A 14,452-nucleotide genomic window follows, 5' to 3' on the forward strand; every position below is an offset into this window, starting at 1 on the left:
TGAGAATTGAAGCTAAATTAAATAAGATTAAAAATGAAGTTTTAAAAACGGGGAAAATTTAAGAAGTACTAAATTTTCGAATATTTATGTATTAGACAACAAAGGTAAGATAATAACTAGTATAAAACAGGTTAAAAATAATCAGATTATGAGTATAAACTTTAAAGATGGAACGGTTAAATCTAAGATATTTAACATAGAGGAGAAATAGTATGAATGAAAGTTATGAAAGTGCATTTCAAAAGCTACAAACTATAATATCAGAGTTGGAATCCAGAGATATCACATTGGAAGATTCTATAAATAAATATGAGGAAGGATTAAAGCTTTATAAATTCTGTTTGAGCAAATTAGATGAATATGAAGGCAGAGTAAAAGTTTTAATGCAAGAAGGAAATGATATAGTGGAGAAGGATTTTGAGAGGCAATAATGACAGCAAGAGATTACAGTGAAGATATAAAAATAATAGAAAATCATATATTTAAGTATTTTACTTCTATTGACGAATATCAAAAAAAGGTTTATGAGTCAATGCTATATTCACTTTCATCAGGCGGTAAAAGGATAAGGCCTTTAATGTCTGTGATGGTTTATAGGGCTATAGTTGGCGAAGATTATACAAAAATTTTACCATTTGCAACTGCAATTGAAATGATTCACACATATTCTTTAATACATGATGATTTACCTTCAATGGATGATGATGATATTAGAAGGGGAAAGCCTACTAACCACAAAGTATTTACAGAAGCAATAGCTATTTTGGCTGGAGATGGTTTACTAAATATGGCTATTGAAGTTCTAACAAGAGAATTAGAGAGTATTGAAGATTTAAGTGAATTAAAACGTGCTTTAAGAGCAATGAGGTATATGTTTACGGCTTCTGGCGTTCATGGAATGGTGGGTGGACAGGTAATAGATTTAGGATTTTCTGAGGTCTGTAATCTAGAAGTATGTGAAACTATGTATAAGTTAAAGACGGCTGCTCTTATAAGAGCAGCGGTAGTTTCTAGCGCAATACTTGCAGGAGCTAGTGATGATGAAATAGCAGAATTTGAAGAATTTGCAAATTGCTTAGGTATGGCGTATCAGATGAGAGATGACTTATTAGATGCAAAAGATGATATTGAAAAAGAAAATAGTACTATATTAAATTACATTAGTGATAAAGATCTTGAAGAAAGAGTAGATGAGTATAGTAAAAAGGCAATGTTAGCTCTTGAAAAGTTAAAATATAACACTGAAGAATTAGAAGAACTAACTAAAAGTTTAATAAAAAGGAATTACTAATGGCTAAAGTAAGAGCTGATATTCTACTTTACGAAACTGGTGGGGCAGAATCGAGAGAAAAAGCTAAAAGATTAATAATGAGCGGAGAGGTTTTTATAAAGACTCAGAGAGTTGAAAAACCTGGTCAATTAGTTGATGAAGACTCTGAAATATATGTCAAGTCCAAAGGAATAAAATATGTTAGCAGAGGTGGGTTTAAATTAGAAAAGGCTATAGAGCTATATGATATTGACCTTAAAGACTCCATTTGTGCAGATATAGGTGCTTCTACTGGCGGATTTACTCATTGTATGCTTTTAAATGGAGCAAAAAAAGTCTATGCGATAGATGTTGGCACTAACCAACTGGACTACAAATTAAGAGTAGATGAACGAGTTGTCAGTATGGAAAAAACTAACTTTAGAACTTTTGATGTCAATTCTATTGAAAAAGTTGATTTTGTAAGTATTGACGTCAGTTTTATTTCACTAGATTTAATACTACCAAATGTCTATAAAGTTTTGAAAGATGTTGGAGAAGTAGTTGCACTTATAAAGCCTCAATTTGAAGCTGGAAAAGATAAGGTTGGGAAAAAAGGTATAGTAAAAGATATCAAAGTACATAAAGAAGTAATTGAGAAAGTCATAGAAATTACTAAAACTTTAAATTTTAGAATAAAGGGTATAACTGCTTCGCCAATTAGGGGTACTACTGGGAATAAAGAGTTTCTAATTTATTTAGAAAAATCATCCGAGCAAAGTATTTCGTTTAGTGTTGACGATGTTGTTAAAGAGGTTGAATGATATGTTACTTGAGCTGAGTATTAAAAATTTTGCAATAATAGAAGATATTAGAATAGAGTTTGGAAAAGGCTTGAATGTACTTACAGGCGAAACTGGTTCAGGTAAGTCAATTATAATAGATGCTCTATCCATGGTGCTTGGTCAGAGAACAAATAAGGAGGTAATAAAAAAGGGTAAAGATTATGCTTATGTTGAAGCGATCTTTACCTGTTATGAGCCATTAGATGAAATAGAAGAACTTGATTTTGAATCAGGAGAACTCATAATTATTTCTAAAGAAATAAAATTAGACAGACCTGCGATTTCAAAAATAAATGGAAGAACTGTAAATAACAATACCGTTATAAAATTGACATCAAAGTTAATAGATATATTTGCACAACATGAAAGTATGTCTTTAATGGTGAATGAAAACCAAAGAGAGCTCTTAGATATCTTTGGAGGGAAAAAACAAGAAAAACTGATAGAAGAATTCGGCGTAGAATTTGAAAATTTGAAACGTCTACAAAAAGAATTAAAAGAAAAGTTATCATTAGAAAACAACAGAGAAAGAGAAATTGATCTTTTAAATTATCAATTTCAAGAGATAGAAGATGCAAATTTAACAGAATATGATGATGAAGAATTAGAAGAAGAATTTAAAAAATTAGACAATTCAACTGATATAATAAATGAACTTTCTAAAGCTAGTTTAATTTTAAAAAACTATGATGAAGTATCTATACAAAAATTAATTGATGAAGTAGTATCTTCTTTATCTCATGTGTACAAATTTGATAATTCTATTGAAAGTGATTACAGAGAGAGTGAAGATTTAAGATATAGAATTAGAGATTTGGCTGACAGATTAGATATTTATGTGCAAAGAATTGATTTAGACCCTGAGAAATTTGCCTATTTAGAAAATAGATTAGACTTAGTGAATAGTTTAAAAAAGAAATATGGCAGAACTGTAGCTGAAATAAAAAAATTCCACAATGATGTAAAAGATAGAATGGAATTTTTAGAAAATTTTGAAGCAAACTTAAGAAGAATAGAATCTGAAATAATGGAAACAGAAAAAAAAGCTACCGAGTTAGCTGTTTTAATTTCTGAAAACAGAAAAAAATCTGCAAAAATTTTAGAATCTCGAGTTAAAGATGAATTGATAGAATTATCGATAAATAATGCTGAATTCAGAGTTGATTTTACTACAAGAGAGTTGTCCAAAGATGGAATAGATAGACTTGAATTTATGATAAAGACAAACATTGGAGAGGATTTTAAACCTTTGTCAAAAACTGCATCAGGTGGAGAAATGAGCAGAATTATGTTAGGTTTTAAATCAATACTTGCTCAAAGAGATAATATACGAACTTTGATATTTGATGAAATAGATACGGGTATAAGTGGTAAGACGGCTATGTTAGTGGGTAAGAAAATAAAAAAATTATCTAAAGATAGACAAATTATAGCTATATCACATTTACAACAGATAGTGGCTTTAGCTGACAATCATTATTTGATAGAGAAGACATCAAACAAAACAAATACAATTTCAACTGTAAGAATACTAAATGATGAAGAGAGAATTTATGAGTTAGCACGTCTTATAGGTGGAATGGAAATAACAGATATAGCACTCAAGGCTGCTCGTGAACTTATTTCAAAAGGAGAAATAGATGGATAATACTGAGATTACGATAAAGACGGATAAAATTTACGATGGTAAAATATTGAGTTTAAAGGTTGATACAGTTGAATTACCAAATAAAAAATATTCTAAAAGGGAAATTGTTGAACATTCAGCAGCTGTTAGCATAGTTGCGATAACAGAAGATGACGAAGTTTTGATAATTAAACAATATAGAAAGGCGATAGAAAAGGAAATATACGAGGTTCCTGCAGGCCTTATAGAAATAGGAGAATTGCCAAAAGATGCAGCTATGCGTGAACTTACAGAAGAAACAGGATACACTGCATCAGATATTCAATATTTAAGTGAATTTTATACAAGTCCAGGATTTTGTACAGAAAAAATACATGTATTTTTAGCTACAGGTTTAAAATTAGGTGAGCAAAATTTAGATTTGTATGAATTTATAGATGTTGAAAAAATAAAATTTGAAGATGTTTTAAAAATGTTAGACAGATGTGAAATAAATGATGCAAAAACAATAGCATCTATATTATATTATAAAGAATTTAGGAGAAAGGATAATGAATAAATCAATAGAGTACATTAAAAGTGTAACTAATATTGAACCTGAAATAGGAGTTATATTAGGTTCAGGACTTGGAGATTTTGGTGAGACAATTGAAGAAAAAATGGTTATTCCATATAAGGATATACCTGAGTTCCCTAAGTCAACAGTAGTAGGTCATGAAGGCAGTTTGATATTTGGAAAAGTAAAGGGTAAAAATGTTGTAGCTATGCAAGGTAGAATTCATTTTTATGAAGGCCAGGGTATGGATAATGTTGTATACCCTATAAAGGTTATGAGTGAATTAGGTATAAAAACTCTAATAGTTACAAACGCTTGTGGTGGTATAAATACAAATTTTAAACCTGGAGATTTAATGCTTATAAGAGACCATATTAATTTCTCAGGTCAAAATCCACTTATAGGACCAAATGACGATAAAGGGCCAAGATTTTTAGATATGACATATACTTATTCAAAAAGGCTTATGGAATTATCTAAAAAAGTAGCTAAAGAAATGAATATAAAACTACAAGAAGGTGTTTATATGTACTTTACTGGGCCAACTTATGAGACACCAGCTGAAATTATATTTGCCAGAACAATAGGAGCTGATACAGCTGGTATGAGTACTGTACCTGAAGTTATCGTTGCAAGACATAGGGGTATAGAAGTTTTAGGTATATCTTGTATTACTAATATGGCTGCTGGAATTTTAGACCGACCATTAGACCACAAAGAGGTTATAGAAGTTTCAAATACAATTAAGGAAGATTTTAAAAAATTAGTTCAAGAAATTATAAGGGTGATGTAATGAATACTTATGAAATTATAGAAAAGAAAAAAAATGGATTAAAACTTACTCCTGAAGAAATTAAATATATTGTAGATGGATACACTAATGGAAGTATTCCGGACTATCAAGTTTCAGCTCTTTTGATGGCAATTTGCTTGAAGGGAATGGACGTTGATGAAACGTTTAATTTGACTAAATCAATGATAGAATCAGGCGACACTATAGATTTGACTAAAATAGAAGGTAAGAAAGTTGATAAACACTCAACAGGAGGTGTTGGAGATACAACTACTTTAGTGTTAGGACCTCTAGTTGCAAGTTGTGGAATTCCATTTGCAAAGATGAGTGGAAGAGGACTTGGTCATACAGGTGGAACTTTAGATAAATTAGAGTCTATTCCAGGATTAAGCATAGATTTGGGAATAGAAGAGTTCATAGACAACACAAATAAAATAAAATTAGCAATATGTGGGCAGACAACAGATGTAACTCCAGCTGATAAGAAAATTTATGCTCTTAGAGATACTACTGCTACAGTAAATAATGTGAGTCTAATTTCAAGTTCCATAATGAGTAAAAAAATAGCTGTTGGAGCTGACTGCCTAGTTTTAGATGTAAAAGTTGGGTCAGGAGCTTTTATGAAAACTGTAGAAGACGCAGTGGAATTATCTGAAATGATGGTAAGCTTAGGAGAAAAAGCTGGTAAAAATACACAAGCTGTAATTACTAATATGAATCAACCTTTGGGTAGAGCTGTTGGAAATAGCTTGGAAGTAATAGAAGCTATAAATACATTAAAAGGACAAGGCCCAGAAGATCTTTATGAATTATCTATGGAACTTGCAGAAAAGCTTTTATTAGTTTCGGGTCATTCACAAACTGAAGAAGAGGCAAGAAAAGTTTTAGAAGAAAAAATATCATCAGGAAAAGCTTATGAAAAATTTAAAGAATTTGTAGCACTTCAAGGTGGAGACGTTAGTTACGTTGAAAATGTAGATAAATTTGACCTATCTCCAATGTTTGAATTATTCTCTGAAGTAGATGGTTATGTTCAAGGTATAGATGCTCTTGGAATAGGTGAAGCTTCTAAAAATTTAGGGGCTGGAAGAGAGACAAAAGAAAGTGAATTAGATTTAGGAGCTGGAATTTTATTAAATAAAAAAATAGGAGATAAAGTTTCTAAAGGAGAATTAATAGCTACTCTATACACTAAGAAAGATAATGTTGAAGAAATTAAAGAACAAATTTTAAAAGCATTTAAATTTAGTGATAATAAAGTTGAAAAAGATCAACTAATTTTGAAAGTGATAAAACATGAACAATAATATTGTATTTGTGTATTTAGTAAGAATTGTTGCATTACTTGTTGCAATAATTCCACATGAATTTGCACATGGTCTTGCAGCCCTTGCTTTTGGAGATGATACAGCCAAAAGAAACGGAAGACTATCTTTTAATCCCATAAATCATATCGATCCTATGGGATTATTATTTATGGTATTGTTTAGAGTCGGTTGGGCTAAAGCAGTTCCGATAAATGTAAGAGAATTTAGAAACAGAAGATTGGGTCTATTTGTTGTTTCGATAGCCGGAGTTGTAACAAATTTTATAATAGGTTTAATTGCAGCTGTTGTATTCGTTAAATTTGCATATACAAATGAAACGGTAGCAATATTTTTTAGGGAGATAATGTGGTACAACGTCATGTTGGGAGTATTTAATTTAGTTCCGCTACCACCGCTTGACGGTTCTAAAATAATTATGTCTTTTTTTCCTGATGATATTCAAGATTTTATATTAGCTAATGAACGATACATTTATATTTTATTAATTATAGGAATTTTCTCGGGATTTATAAATTCAATTATATTTCCTGTTATACAGCTGATATTAGATAAATTTATTACTTTTGGGTTGATGATATGAACTATAATATAGAGCTTGAAGTATATAATGGACCGTATGATTTAATTTTAGACTTGGTAAAAAAGAATGAGTTAGATATATACGATATAGAAATAAACCTTATTACGTCTCAATTTTTAGAGTATATAAAAGCTGTTGAAGAATTGAACTTAGAATTAACGAGTGATTTCATTGTAATGGCGAGTACTTTATTGGAAATAAAATCAAAGATGCTTCTTCCTAAACAAACACAAAAAGAGGATGAAGAAAATGAAGAGGACCCAAGAGATGAATTGGTTCAAAAACTTTTAGAATATGAGCGTTTTAAAAAAGTTACTGAGATATTAATGGAGCAAGAAAAATATGAAATGAAATCTTTTTTAAACTTAAAGAGGATTTTTCATATTTAGATGACCTAAGTTTTTTAAAAGAAGTTGATGCAAATAAGTTGGCAATAACATTTAACAATATATTAAAAAGATATGGTAAAGATGAGGATATTCGTATAATACCAATGGAAAGATTTTCAGTAAAAAAATGTATGGATGTTATAAATAAAAAATTAAAGTTAAATTTAGAATTTTATTTTTCTGAATTGCTCACTGAATTTGCTATGAGAGAAGAGATAGTTTCATATTTTTTAGCTCTGCTTGAAATGTGTAAGTTGCAAATTTTAACGTTGAGTCAAAATGAAGATTTAACAGATATAAAAGTATTACTTAAGTCTGAAGAAAGTGAACTGAATTATGGAAATTGAAAGTTTAAGTGGGATTATAGAAAGTATTTTATTTGCTTGGGCAGAGCCAGTGTCTATTAAAGAACTAGCTCAAGCTGTTAAAACATCAGACACTAATATATTAGCTGCAATAAATTTTTTAAAAGATAAGTATACAGATAAGAATAGTGGTTTGAGATTAACGGATATCAACGGAGCATATACATTGTCTACAAAACCTGAAAACTATGATTATGTTAATGAATTTGTAACTAAAAAGAACATAAAAAGCTTATCGGGAGCGTCGTTAGAAGTACTTTCAATAGTTGCATACAAACAGCCTATTACAAAAATTGAAATAGAAGAAATCCGTGGAGTAAAATGTGATACAAGTTTAAAGAATTTGGTAGATTTGAATTTGATCGCAATAACTGGTCAGCTTCAAAAAATAGGCAAACCTAATATATATGAAACAACAGATGATTTTTTATTGAAATTTGGATTAAAGAGTTTGGAAGATTTACCAATTATTGATAATGAATCATATGAGACTAATTTTTTGGAGGAACGAGATTGAGATTACAAAAATTTATGGCGCATAGTGGTGTGGCATCTAGAAGAAAATGCGAAGAATTAATTGCTCAAGGAAGAGTAAAAGTGAATGATGAAGTAGTAACTGAAATGGGCAAAATAGTGACTGCTAAAGATAGAGTATATCTTGACTCAAAAAGACTAAAAATTATAAAAGAGCATTCTTATTATATTTTAAATAAACCTATGGGGGTAGTTTCAACTGTTTCAGATGAAAAAAACGTATTACAGTTGTAGATTTAATTGAATCTAGCGAGAGATTATATCCGGTAGGTAGGCTTGATATTGATACAACGGGGTTACTTATATTGACTGACGATGGAGAATTGACTAATAAACTAATGCACCCATCAAATGTAGTCGAAAAAACATATATTGCTACTGTAGAAGGAACTCCAAACAAAACTGAATTAGATATGTTAAGAGTTGGAATAAAAGTTGGAAAAGAAAAATTTTCTCCAGCAAAAGTAAAAGTTTTAAAGCGATTTGAAAGTGATAGTATATTAGAAATTAAAATACATGAAGGCAAAAATCACGAAGTAAAAATAATGTGTGAAAAAATAGGACATCCAGTTAAAAAGTTAAAGAGAATAAAAATAGGCAATTTGGAATTGGGTGATTTGAGAATAGGAAATTACAGAAGATTAGAAGAAGATGAAGTTAAGTGTCTAAAAGAGTTGATGAAATGTTAGTAAATTCAAAATTTTCAGACGTAGTTGATGATATCTTAAAAGAAATAAATTTAGATGGAAAATTTGCACTTGATGCTACTTGCGGAAGAGGGAATGACTCATTAAAATTAATCCAAAATTTAGGCAGTAATGGATTTTTATATGCTTGTGATATTCAAGAAGAAGCTATAAATTCAACGGAAAATTTATTGTGTTCTAAAGGATATCAAAATTATAGATTATATAAAATTTCTCATGAATATGTTTTTGAGAGAATAGAAGAAAAGTTAGACTTTATAATATATAATTTGGGATATTTACCTAAATCAGATAAGTCAATTTTCACAAAAGCTGAAAGTACAATTATTTCTTTGAGAGAAGCAATTAATAAGATTTCTAAAGAGGGAATTATTGTTGTAGTTTCATATCTAGGGCATCAAGGCTCAACTGAAGAGAGAGAAAAGTTAAGTAAATTTTTAAAAAATCTAGACCAAAAAAAGTATAAAGTGGAAAAAATAGAATTCTTTAATCAAGTAAATAATCCACCTATAGTTTATAAAATAGGAGTTATTTAATGAGAGTTGCAGTGATAGGAGCTGGAGCTGCGGGTATGATGGCAGCTTCTGTTTGTGAATGTGAAGTTGTTTTGTTTGAAAAAAATGAAAAACTTGGCAAAAAATTATTTATAACTGGAAAGGGAAGATGTAATTTAACAAATGCAAAAGATATCTCTGAATTTTTTGATAGCATAAACAGAAATCCTAAATTTTTATACTCTGCTCTTTATACTTTTAGTAATGAAAGTGTAATTAAAAAATTTGAATCATATGGGCTTAAACTCAAGGTTGAAAGAGGAGATAGAGTTTTTCCAGAATCAGATAAATCTTCTGATGTTATTAAAACATACGAAAAGATGTTAAAAGATAATAATGTGGAAATACGACTTAATACAGAAGTACACAAGATAAATAAAATAGATGAGAAATTTGAAGTTGATGGGGAAACATTTGATAAAGTTATAGTAGCTTGTGGAGGTGTTTCATATAGGACAACTGGTTCGACTGGAGATGGATATAAATTTGCTAAAAGCTTTGGGCATAAAATAGTGGACTTGAAACCAGCGCTAGCTCCTATATTATTAAATATAGATTGTAGTGATTTATCTGGTCTAGGCTTAAAAAATGTAGAGTTGAATGCCTTTTCAGGTAATAAAAAAATAAGTTCTGAATTTGGAGAAATGTTGTTTACGCACAACGGAATTTCAGGGCCTATTGTTCTGAGAATGTCGAGCTTAATAAATCGAAAAAATAATATTAAATTATTTTTGGACTTAAAACCTGCACTAGACACGCAAACTTTAGATAAAAGAATTTTAAAAGATTTTGAGGAATTTAAAAATAAAGACATTGCCAATGCTTTAAAAAATTTATTGCCTAAAAAGTTGATAGACTTAATTTTAAAATATGCAAACATACCTTATTACAAAAAGGTGAATGAGATATCAAAACAAGATAGACATAATCTTGTGAAAACAATTAAAAATCTAAATTTAGAATATAAATCAATTATGGATATAAATGCTTCCATAGTGACAAGTGGAGGAGTTGATACTAGAGAAATCGATTCATCCACAATGGAGTCAAAGTTAGTAAAAAGCTTGTACTTTGCGGGAGAAACTATAGATATAGATGCTATGACTGGTGGATATAATTTGCAACTTGCAAATTCAACAGGTTATCTTGCAGGAATTAATGCTTCTAAAATATAGACAACTCATGATAAAATGTATTGTTTAATTTAAACTTTTAAGTTATAATGAAATAATACGAAGTGTATCTTGAGAGCTATAACTGTGTTGAAAAGAATAAGTTTTTAGATCGCTGCGTAAGCAGTGATTTTTTTATGGAGGAAATATGTATTCAGTTGCAATTGATGGACCTAGTGGAAGTGGTAAAAGTACAATAGCAAAATTATTGGCTGATAAACTCGATATAACTTATGTTGACACAGGCGCTATGTATAGAGCTATAGCATTATATTCAAAAAAAACTGGTTGTGAACCAGATGGATTTTTATATGATATAGAGATAGATTATCGTGATAATAAAGTATTTTTAAATGGAGAAGATGTATCTGATAAAATTCGTTCGGAGGAAATTTCTAAGCTTGCATCGAATATATCTAAGGATTTAAAAGTTAGAGAATTTTTAGTACAAAAACAAAGAGAAATATCTCAAAAACGTTCTGTAGTGATGGAAGGAAGAGATATAGGTACAGTTGTGTTACCTAATGCAAATTACAAATTCTACTTAGATGCAGGAGTTGATATAAGAGCTAAAAGAAGATATAAGCAACTCTTGGAAAAGGGTGAAGATGTTGAGTTTGATAAAGTTTTAAGTGATTTAAGAGATAGAGATTTTAACGATATGAATAGAGAAAATTCACCTTTAGTTATGGCTGAAGGAGCAATATTTATAGATAGTGCAGATTTAACTTTGGAAGAAACTCTTGAAAAAATGTTTAACATTGTAAGAGGTTAAAATGCTATACAGAATTGTCAGAAGAATATTATGGCTATATTTTAAATTAGTTTATAGATTTGAAATTCTAAATATAGAGAATTTACCTAGTAAAGGGCCTTATATGATATGTTCTAATCACAGATCAAATTGGGACCCAATATTTATATCGGGAGTTATAAAAGAACCTATACATTGGATGGCCAAAAAAGAATTGTTTAAAAACCGTATTGTTGGTAATGTTATTTCAAAGTTTTATGCTTTTCCTGTAGACAGAGGTGCATCTGATATAGCTGCTGTAAAAACAGCTTTAAGAGTTTTAAAGAACAAAGAAGTTCTTGGAGTTTTCCCTGAGGGCACTAGAGTTAAAGAAGTGGATTTGAACATGGGTAAATCAGGTGTTACTGTAATAGCACATAAATCTAAGTCATTGATAGTTCCGGTCTATGTAGAAGGCTCTTATATTCCTTTTACTAAAATGAAGCTACACATTAGAAAACCTATTGATCTTTCTTATTTATCTAAGCCGACACAATTGGAGTACAAAGAATATACAGTAGATTTACTAAAATCTATTTATTATGGAGTTGATATTTATAGAGATAATAGTGGCGAATAATGCCGGATTTTGTGGAGGAGTAAAGAGAGCTGTAGATTTAGCCTTTAAAAATGCAGAAAATGGCGTTTATAGTTACGGTGAACTTGTCCATAATCAAGTTGTGACTAAAGAACTTTCAGATAAGGGTGTTGTAAATATAAATTGTACCAATGTAAGAGATTCTAAAGTAATTATAAGAAGCCATGGAGTAAAGAAAAGAATTTTAGATGAGTTGAGGGAAAATGGAAATGAAATTATAGATTGTGTTTGCCCGAAAGTCACTAACATATATTCTATAGTAAGAGAGCATTATGAATCAGGATATCAAATTGTTATATTTGGAGATGAAACGCATCCAGAGGTCATAGGTATAAATTCCTATACGAATGATAGTGCAATAATAATAGGTCGAGATTTATCTTTAGATAAAGTGAAAGATAAAAAAACTATTTTAGTTTCTCAAACAACAAATATTCCTGAAAAATTTGAAATATTATCAAATTCTTTAAAAAATATTTTAAATCATGAGATTATAGTTTATAATACTATATGTAATGCTACGCGCTTAAGGCAGAATAGCACAGAAGAGTTGGCAAAAAAGGTAGATGCCATGATTGTATTGGGTGGAAAGAATAGCTCAAATACTAAAAAACTGTATGAAGTTGCGAAGAAGCATTGTAAAAACGTATATTTATTAGAGTCGATCAAGGACCTAAAATATAATATAAAAAATTTTGTAAAAATAGGTATTACCGCGGGTGCATCCACACCTCGTTCGGTAATCGAGGAGGCTGTTAGTAGTATGGAAAATTTTGACAACAATGAAATGATGGAGGCTATTGAAAACTCTTTTAAGAAAATAAAAAGAGGAGAAGTTGTAGAAGGGGAAGTTCTATTCGTTAATGACACTGAGGTAATGGTAAACATTGGTTACAGATCAGACGGAATTATTTCAAGAGATGAACTTTCAAATAACCCTGATGTAAAACCATCAGATTTATTTAAACCTGGTGACATGATTAATGTATTCATCATGAAAATGGATGATGGAGATGGCAATGTAGTACTTTCTTATAAGAGAGTAGAAAGCCTAAAAGTGTGGGATGAAGTTGAAGAATTATTCAATTCACACGAAAGAGTTACAGTAACAGTTAAATCTGTAGTTAAAGGTGGACTAACAGCTGACCTTAATGGATTAAATGCTTTTATTCCAGCTTCACATGCATCAGTTAGATTCCAAAGAGATCTTTCTAAATATGTTGGAAAAGAAATGACTTGTGAAATTATAGACTTTGACAAGTTTAAGAGAAAAATAGTTCTTTCTAGAAAAAATGTAGAATCTGAGGAACTTGAAAAAAATAAACAAGAAGTTTATTCAGCTCTTAAAGTAGGAGATGTTGTAGAAGGTACAGTTCAAAGACTTACTAACTTCGGAGCTTTTGTAGATGTTGGAGGAGTAGATGGACTTATCCATATTTCCGAACTTTCTTGGAACAGAGTTAAACATCCATCAGATGTAGTTGAACCAGGACAAAAAGTTGAAGTTGAAGTATTAAACTTAGATGAAGATAAAAATAGAATTGCTCTTGGATTAAAACAAACAACTAAAAAACCTTGGGATGTATTCACTGAATCTGTAAAAGTGGGAGATGTAGTAGAAGGTAAAGTAGTAAATATTCTTGAATTCGGAGCTTTTGTAAGATTAGAATCAGGAGTAGATGGACTTCTTCACGTTTCTCAAATTTCTAAAGAACACATTGAAAAACCATCTGATAAACTTTCTATTGGTGAATCAGTAACTGCAAAAGTTACTGATATAGATGAAGAAAACAAAAAAATATCTTTATCTATGAAAGCTTTAATTGAAGATGAAGAGCCAGAAGTTGTTGAAGAAGTGAAAGAAGAAGTAGAAGTTGAGCCTAAGGAAGAAGTTGTTAAAGAAAAACCTAAGGCTAAAGCTCCAAAACAACCTAAGGCATCAAAAGAAGTAAAAGAATATGAAGAACAATCAAATGATTCAAATATAAATACAGCACTAGGAGATCTTCTTGGTGGTCTTAAATTTGAAGACTAATAAAAGATAATTCCTTACAAATAAAAGGGGCTGTTGCAAAAGTCCTAAAATAAAGGCTCTAAAATATCTGTTGGGGAGTAAATCTCTAACAGATATTTTTGTAGTATGACGGGCATGCCGTCAGTCTGTGGTGAAAGTCCACAAGAGGCGTAGTTGCCGACGAACTCCATAGTGATTCCCAAGGTTTGCATCGAGAGATGTAGGCGAGAAGAAGAGATAGCAAAATCGTAGCCTGACGAACAGAAACCTAATAATAAGGCTTGCATAGCGGGTAAGCGAGCCACGAGTCGTGAAGCCCTAAAGGCGAACGTAACCTATGCAAGTAGA

18 protein-coding genes are annotated in these 14,452 nt (G+C 30.4%); all 18 read left to right on the top strand.

The annotated features are described in order from the left end of the window. Positions 1–212: 212 nt before the first annotated feature. The 18 genes from xseB (at position 213) to HMPREF9129_RS09600 (ending at position 14,125) form a co-directional block, all read left to right on the top strand. Complete coding sequence (gene xseB / locus HMPREF9129_RS09525; protein WP_004823035.1) at positions 213–431, top strand: exodeoxyribonuclease VII small subunit; 219 nt, start codon at positions 213–215, stop codon at positions 429–431. Then, positions 431–1,291: a polyprenyl synthetase family protein gene (locus tag HMPREF9129_RS09530; RefSeq protein ID WP_004823037.1), complete on the top strand. Its 861-nt coding sequence runs from the start codon at positions 431–433 to the stop codon at positions 1,289–1,291. The genes xseB and HMPREF9129_RS09530 overlap by 1 nt, the downstream gene beginning before the upstream one ends. Beyond that, positions 1,291–2,073, top strand: coding sequence for a TlyA family RNA methyltransferase (locus HMPREF9129_RS09535; RefSeq protein WP_004823039.1), 783 nt, complete (start codon positions 1,291–1,293; stop codon positions 2,071–2,073). Before HMPREF9129_RS09530 ends, HMPREF9129_RS09535 begins: the two co-directional genes overlap by 1 nt. 1 nt (position 2,074) lies before the next feature. Next, positions 2,075–3,742, top strand: a complete 1,668-nt coding sequence (gene recN, locus HMPREF9129_RS09540; RefSeq protein ID WP_040553096.1) for a DNA repair protein RecN — start codon at positions 2,075–2,077, stop codon at positions 3,740–3,742. Further along, positions 3,735–4,280, top strand: coding sequence for an NUDIX hydrolase (locus tag HMPREF9129_RS09545; RefSeq protein WP_004823042.1), 546 nt, complete (start codon positions 3,735–3,737; stop codon positions 4,278–4,280). The genes recN and HMPREF9129_RS09545 overlap by 8 nt, the downstream gene beginning before the upstream one ends. After that, positions 4,273–5,070: a purine-nucleoside phosphorylase gene (locus HMPREF9129_RS09550; protein WP_004823044.1), complete on the top strand. Its 798-nt coding sequence runs from the start codon at positions 4,273–4,275 to the stop codon at positions 5,068–5,070. Before HMPREF9129_RS09545 ends, HMPREF9129_RS09550 begins: the two co-directional genes overlap by 8 nt. Continuing rightward, positions 5,070–6,377, top strand: a complete 1,308-nt coding sequence (locus tag HMPREF9129_RS09555; protein WP_004823045.1) for a pyrimidine-nucleoside phosphorylase — start codon at positions 5,070–5,072, stop codon at positions 6,375–6,377. Before HMPREF9129_RS09550 ends, HMPREF9129_RS09555 begins: the two co-directional genes overlap by 1 nt. Beyond that, a complete protein-coding gene (locus tag HMPREF9129_RS09560) occupies positions 6,367–6,978 on the top strand; it encodes a site-2 protease family protein (RefSeq protein WP_004823047.1) in 612 nt (203 codons plus the stop codon). The genes HMPREF9129_RS09555 and HMPREF9129_RS09560 overlap by 11 nt, the downstream gene beginning before the upstream one ends. After that, positions 6,975–7,367: a segregation and condensation protein A gene (locus HMPREF9129_RS10815; RefSeq protein WP_004823049.1), complete on the top strand. Its 393-nt coding sequence runs from the start codon at positions 6,975–6,977 to the stop codon at positions 7,365–7,367. Before HMPREF9129_RS09560 ends, HMPREF9129_RS10815 begins: the two co-directional genes overlap by 4 nt. Positions 7,368–7,405: 38 nt before the next feature. Then, positions 7,406–7,714, top strand: a complete 309-nt coding sequence (locus HMPREF9129_RS10820; RefSeq protein ID WP_004823051.1) for a segregation/condensation protein A — start codon at positions 7,406–7,408, stop codon at positions 7,712–7,714. Further along, complete coding sequence (scpB, locus tag HMPREF9129_RS09570; protein ID WP_004823054.1) at positions 7,704–8,249, top strand: SMC-Scp complex subunit ScpB; 546 nt, start codon at positions 7,704–7,706, stop codon at positions 8,247–8,249. Before HMPREF9129_RS10820 ends, scpB begins: the two co-directional genes overlap by 11 nt. Next, positions 8,246–8,500: a S4 domain-containing protein gene (locus tag HMPREF9129_RS12710; RefSeq protein ID WP_004823056.1), complete on the top strand. Its 255-nt coding sequence runs from the start codon at positions 8,246–8,248 to the stop codon at positions 8,498–8,500. The genes scpB and HMPREF9129_RS12710 overlap by 4 nt, the downstream gene beginning before the upstream one ends. Before the next feature lie 5 nt (positions 8,501–8,505). Beyond that, complete coding sequence (locus HMPREF9129_RS12715) at positions 8,506–8,955, top strand: pseudouridine synthase (RefSeq protein WP_306424733.1); 450 nt, start codon at positions 8,506–8,508, stop codon at positions 8,953–8,955. Then, positions 8,928–9,509: a tRNA 5-(aminomethyl)-2-thiouridylate-methyltransferase MnmM gene (gene mnmM / locus HMPREF9129_RS09580; RefSeq protein WP_306424732.1), complete on the top strand. Its 582-nt coding sequence runs from the start codon at positions 8,928–8,930 to the stop codon at positions 9,507–9,509. Before HMPREF9129_RS12715 ends, mnmM begins: the two co-directional genes overlap by 28 nt. After that, on the top strand, positions 9,509–10,702 hold the full coding sequence (locus HMPREF9129_RS09585) for a BaiN/RdsA family NAD(P)/FAD-dependent oxidoreductase (RefSeq protein ID WP_004823062.1): 1,194 nt from the start codon (positions 9,509–9,511) through the stop codon (positions 10,700–10,702). Before mnmM ends, HMPREF9129_RS09585 begins: the two co-directional genes overlap by 1 nt. 145 nt (positions 10,703–10,847) lie before the next feature. Beyond that, complete coding sequence (gene cmk / locus HMPREF9129_RS09590; RefSeq protein ID WP_004823064.1) at positions 10,848–11,474, top strand: (d)CMP kinase; 627 nt, start codon at positions 10,848–10,850, stop codon at positions 11,472–11,474. Position 11,475: 1 nt separating this feature from the next. Beyond that, entirely contained in the window at positions 11,476–12,072 is a 597-nt protein-coding gene (locus tag HMPREF9129_RS09595; RefSeq protein WP_004823067.1) for a lysophospholipid acyltransferase family protein, read from the top strand. Continuing rightward, the gene (locus HMPREF9129_RS09600) at positions 12,035–14,125 is read left to right on the top strand and encodes a bifunctional 4-hydroxy-3-methylbut-2-enyl diphosphate reductase/30S ribosomal protein S1 (protein ID WP_004823069.1); all 2,091 of its coding nucleotides are present in this window, start codon (positions 12,035–12,037) and stop codon (positions 14,123–14,125) included. The genes HMPREF9129_RS09595 and HMPREF9129_RS09600 overlap by 38 nt, the downstream gene beginning before the upstream one ends. The last annotated feature ends 327 nt before the right edge of the window (positions 14,126–14,452 follow it).

It is taken from the genome of Peptoniphilus indolicus ATCC 29427 (assembly GCF_000227315.1).
Classification (GTDB): Bacteria; Bacillota; Clostridia; order Tissierellales; family Peptoniphilaceae; genus Peptoniphilus; species Peptoniphilus indolicus.

Bases quoted from the DNA above. Each gene is read 5' to 3' on its own strand.
- xseB (WP_004823035.1), top strand. From the start codon at position 213: ATGAATGAAAGTTATGAAAGTGCATTTCAAAAGCTACAAACTATAATA.
- HMPREF9129_RS09530 (WP_004823037.1), top strand. From the start codon at position 431: ATGACAGCAAGAGATTACAGTGAAGATATAAAAATAATAGAAAATCAT.
- HMPREF9129_RS09535 (WP_004823039.1), top strand. From the start codon at position 1,291: ATGGCTAAAGTAAGAGCTGATATTCTACTTTACGAAACTGGTGGGGCA.
- recN (WP_040553096.1), top strand. From the start codon at position 2,075: ATGTTACTTGAGCTGAGTATTAAAAATTTTGCAATAATAGAAGATATT.
- HMPREF9129_RS09545 (WP_004823042.1), top strand. From the start codon at position 3,735: ATGGATAATACTGAGATTACGATAAAGACGGATAAAATTTACGATGGT.
- HMPREF9129_RS09550 (WP_004823044.1), top strand. From the start codon at position 4,273: ATGAATAAATCAATAGAGTACATTAAAAGTGTAACTAATATTGAACCT.
- HMPREF9129_RS09555 (WP_004823045.1), top strand. From the start codon at position 5,070: ATGAATACTTATGAAATTATAGAAAAGAAAAAAAATGGATTAAAACTT.
- HMPREF9129_RS09560 (WP_004823047.1), top strand. From the start codon at position 6,367: ATGAACAATAATATTGTATTTGTGTATTTAGTAAGAATTGTTGCATTA.
- HMPREF9129_RS10815 (WP_004823049.1), top strand. From the start codon at position 6,975: ATGAACTATAATATAGAGCTTGAAGTATATAATGGACCGTATGATTTA.
- scpB (WP_004823054.1), top strand. From the start codon at position 7,704: ATGGAAATTGAAAGTTTAAGTGGGATTATAGAAAGTATTTTATTTGCT.
- HMPREF9129_RS09585 (WP_004823062.1), top strand. From the start codon at position 9,509: ATGAGAGTTGCAGTGATAGGAGCTGGAGCTGCGGGTATGATGGCAGCT.
- cmk (WP_004823064.1), top strand. From the start codon at position 10,848: ATGTATTCAGTTGCAATTGATGGACCTAGTGGAAGTGGTAAAAGTACA.
- HMPREF9129_RS09595 (WP_004823067.1), top strand. From the start codon at position 11,476: ATGCTATACAGAATTGTCAGAAGAATATTATGGCTATATTTTAAATTA.
- HMPREF9129_RS09600 (WP_004823069.1), top strand. From the start codon at position 12,035: ATGGAGTTGATATTTATAGAGATAATAGTGGCGAATAATGCCGGATTT.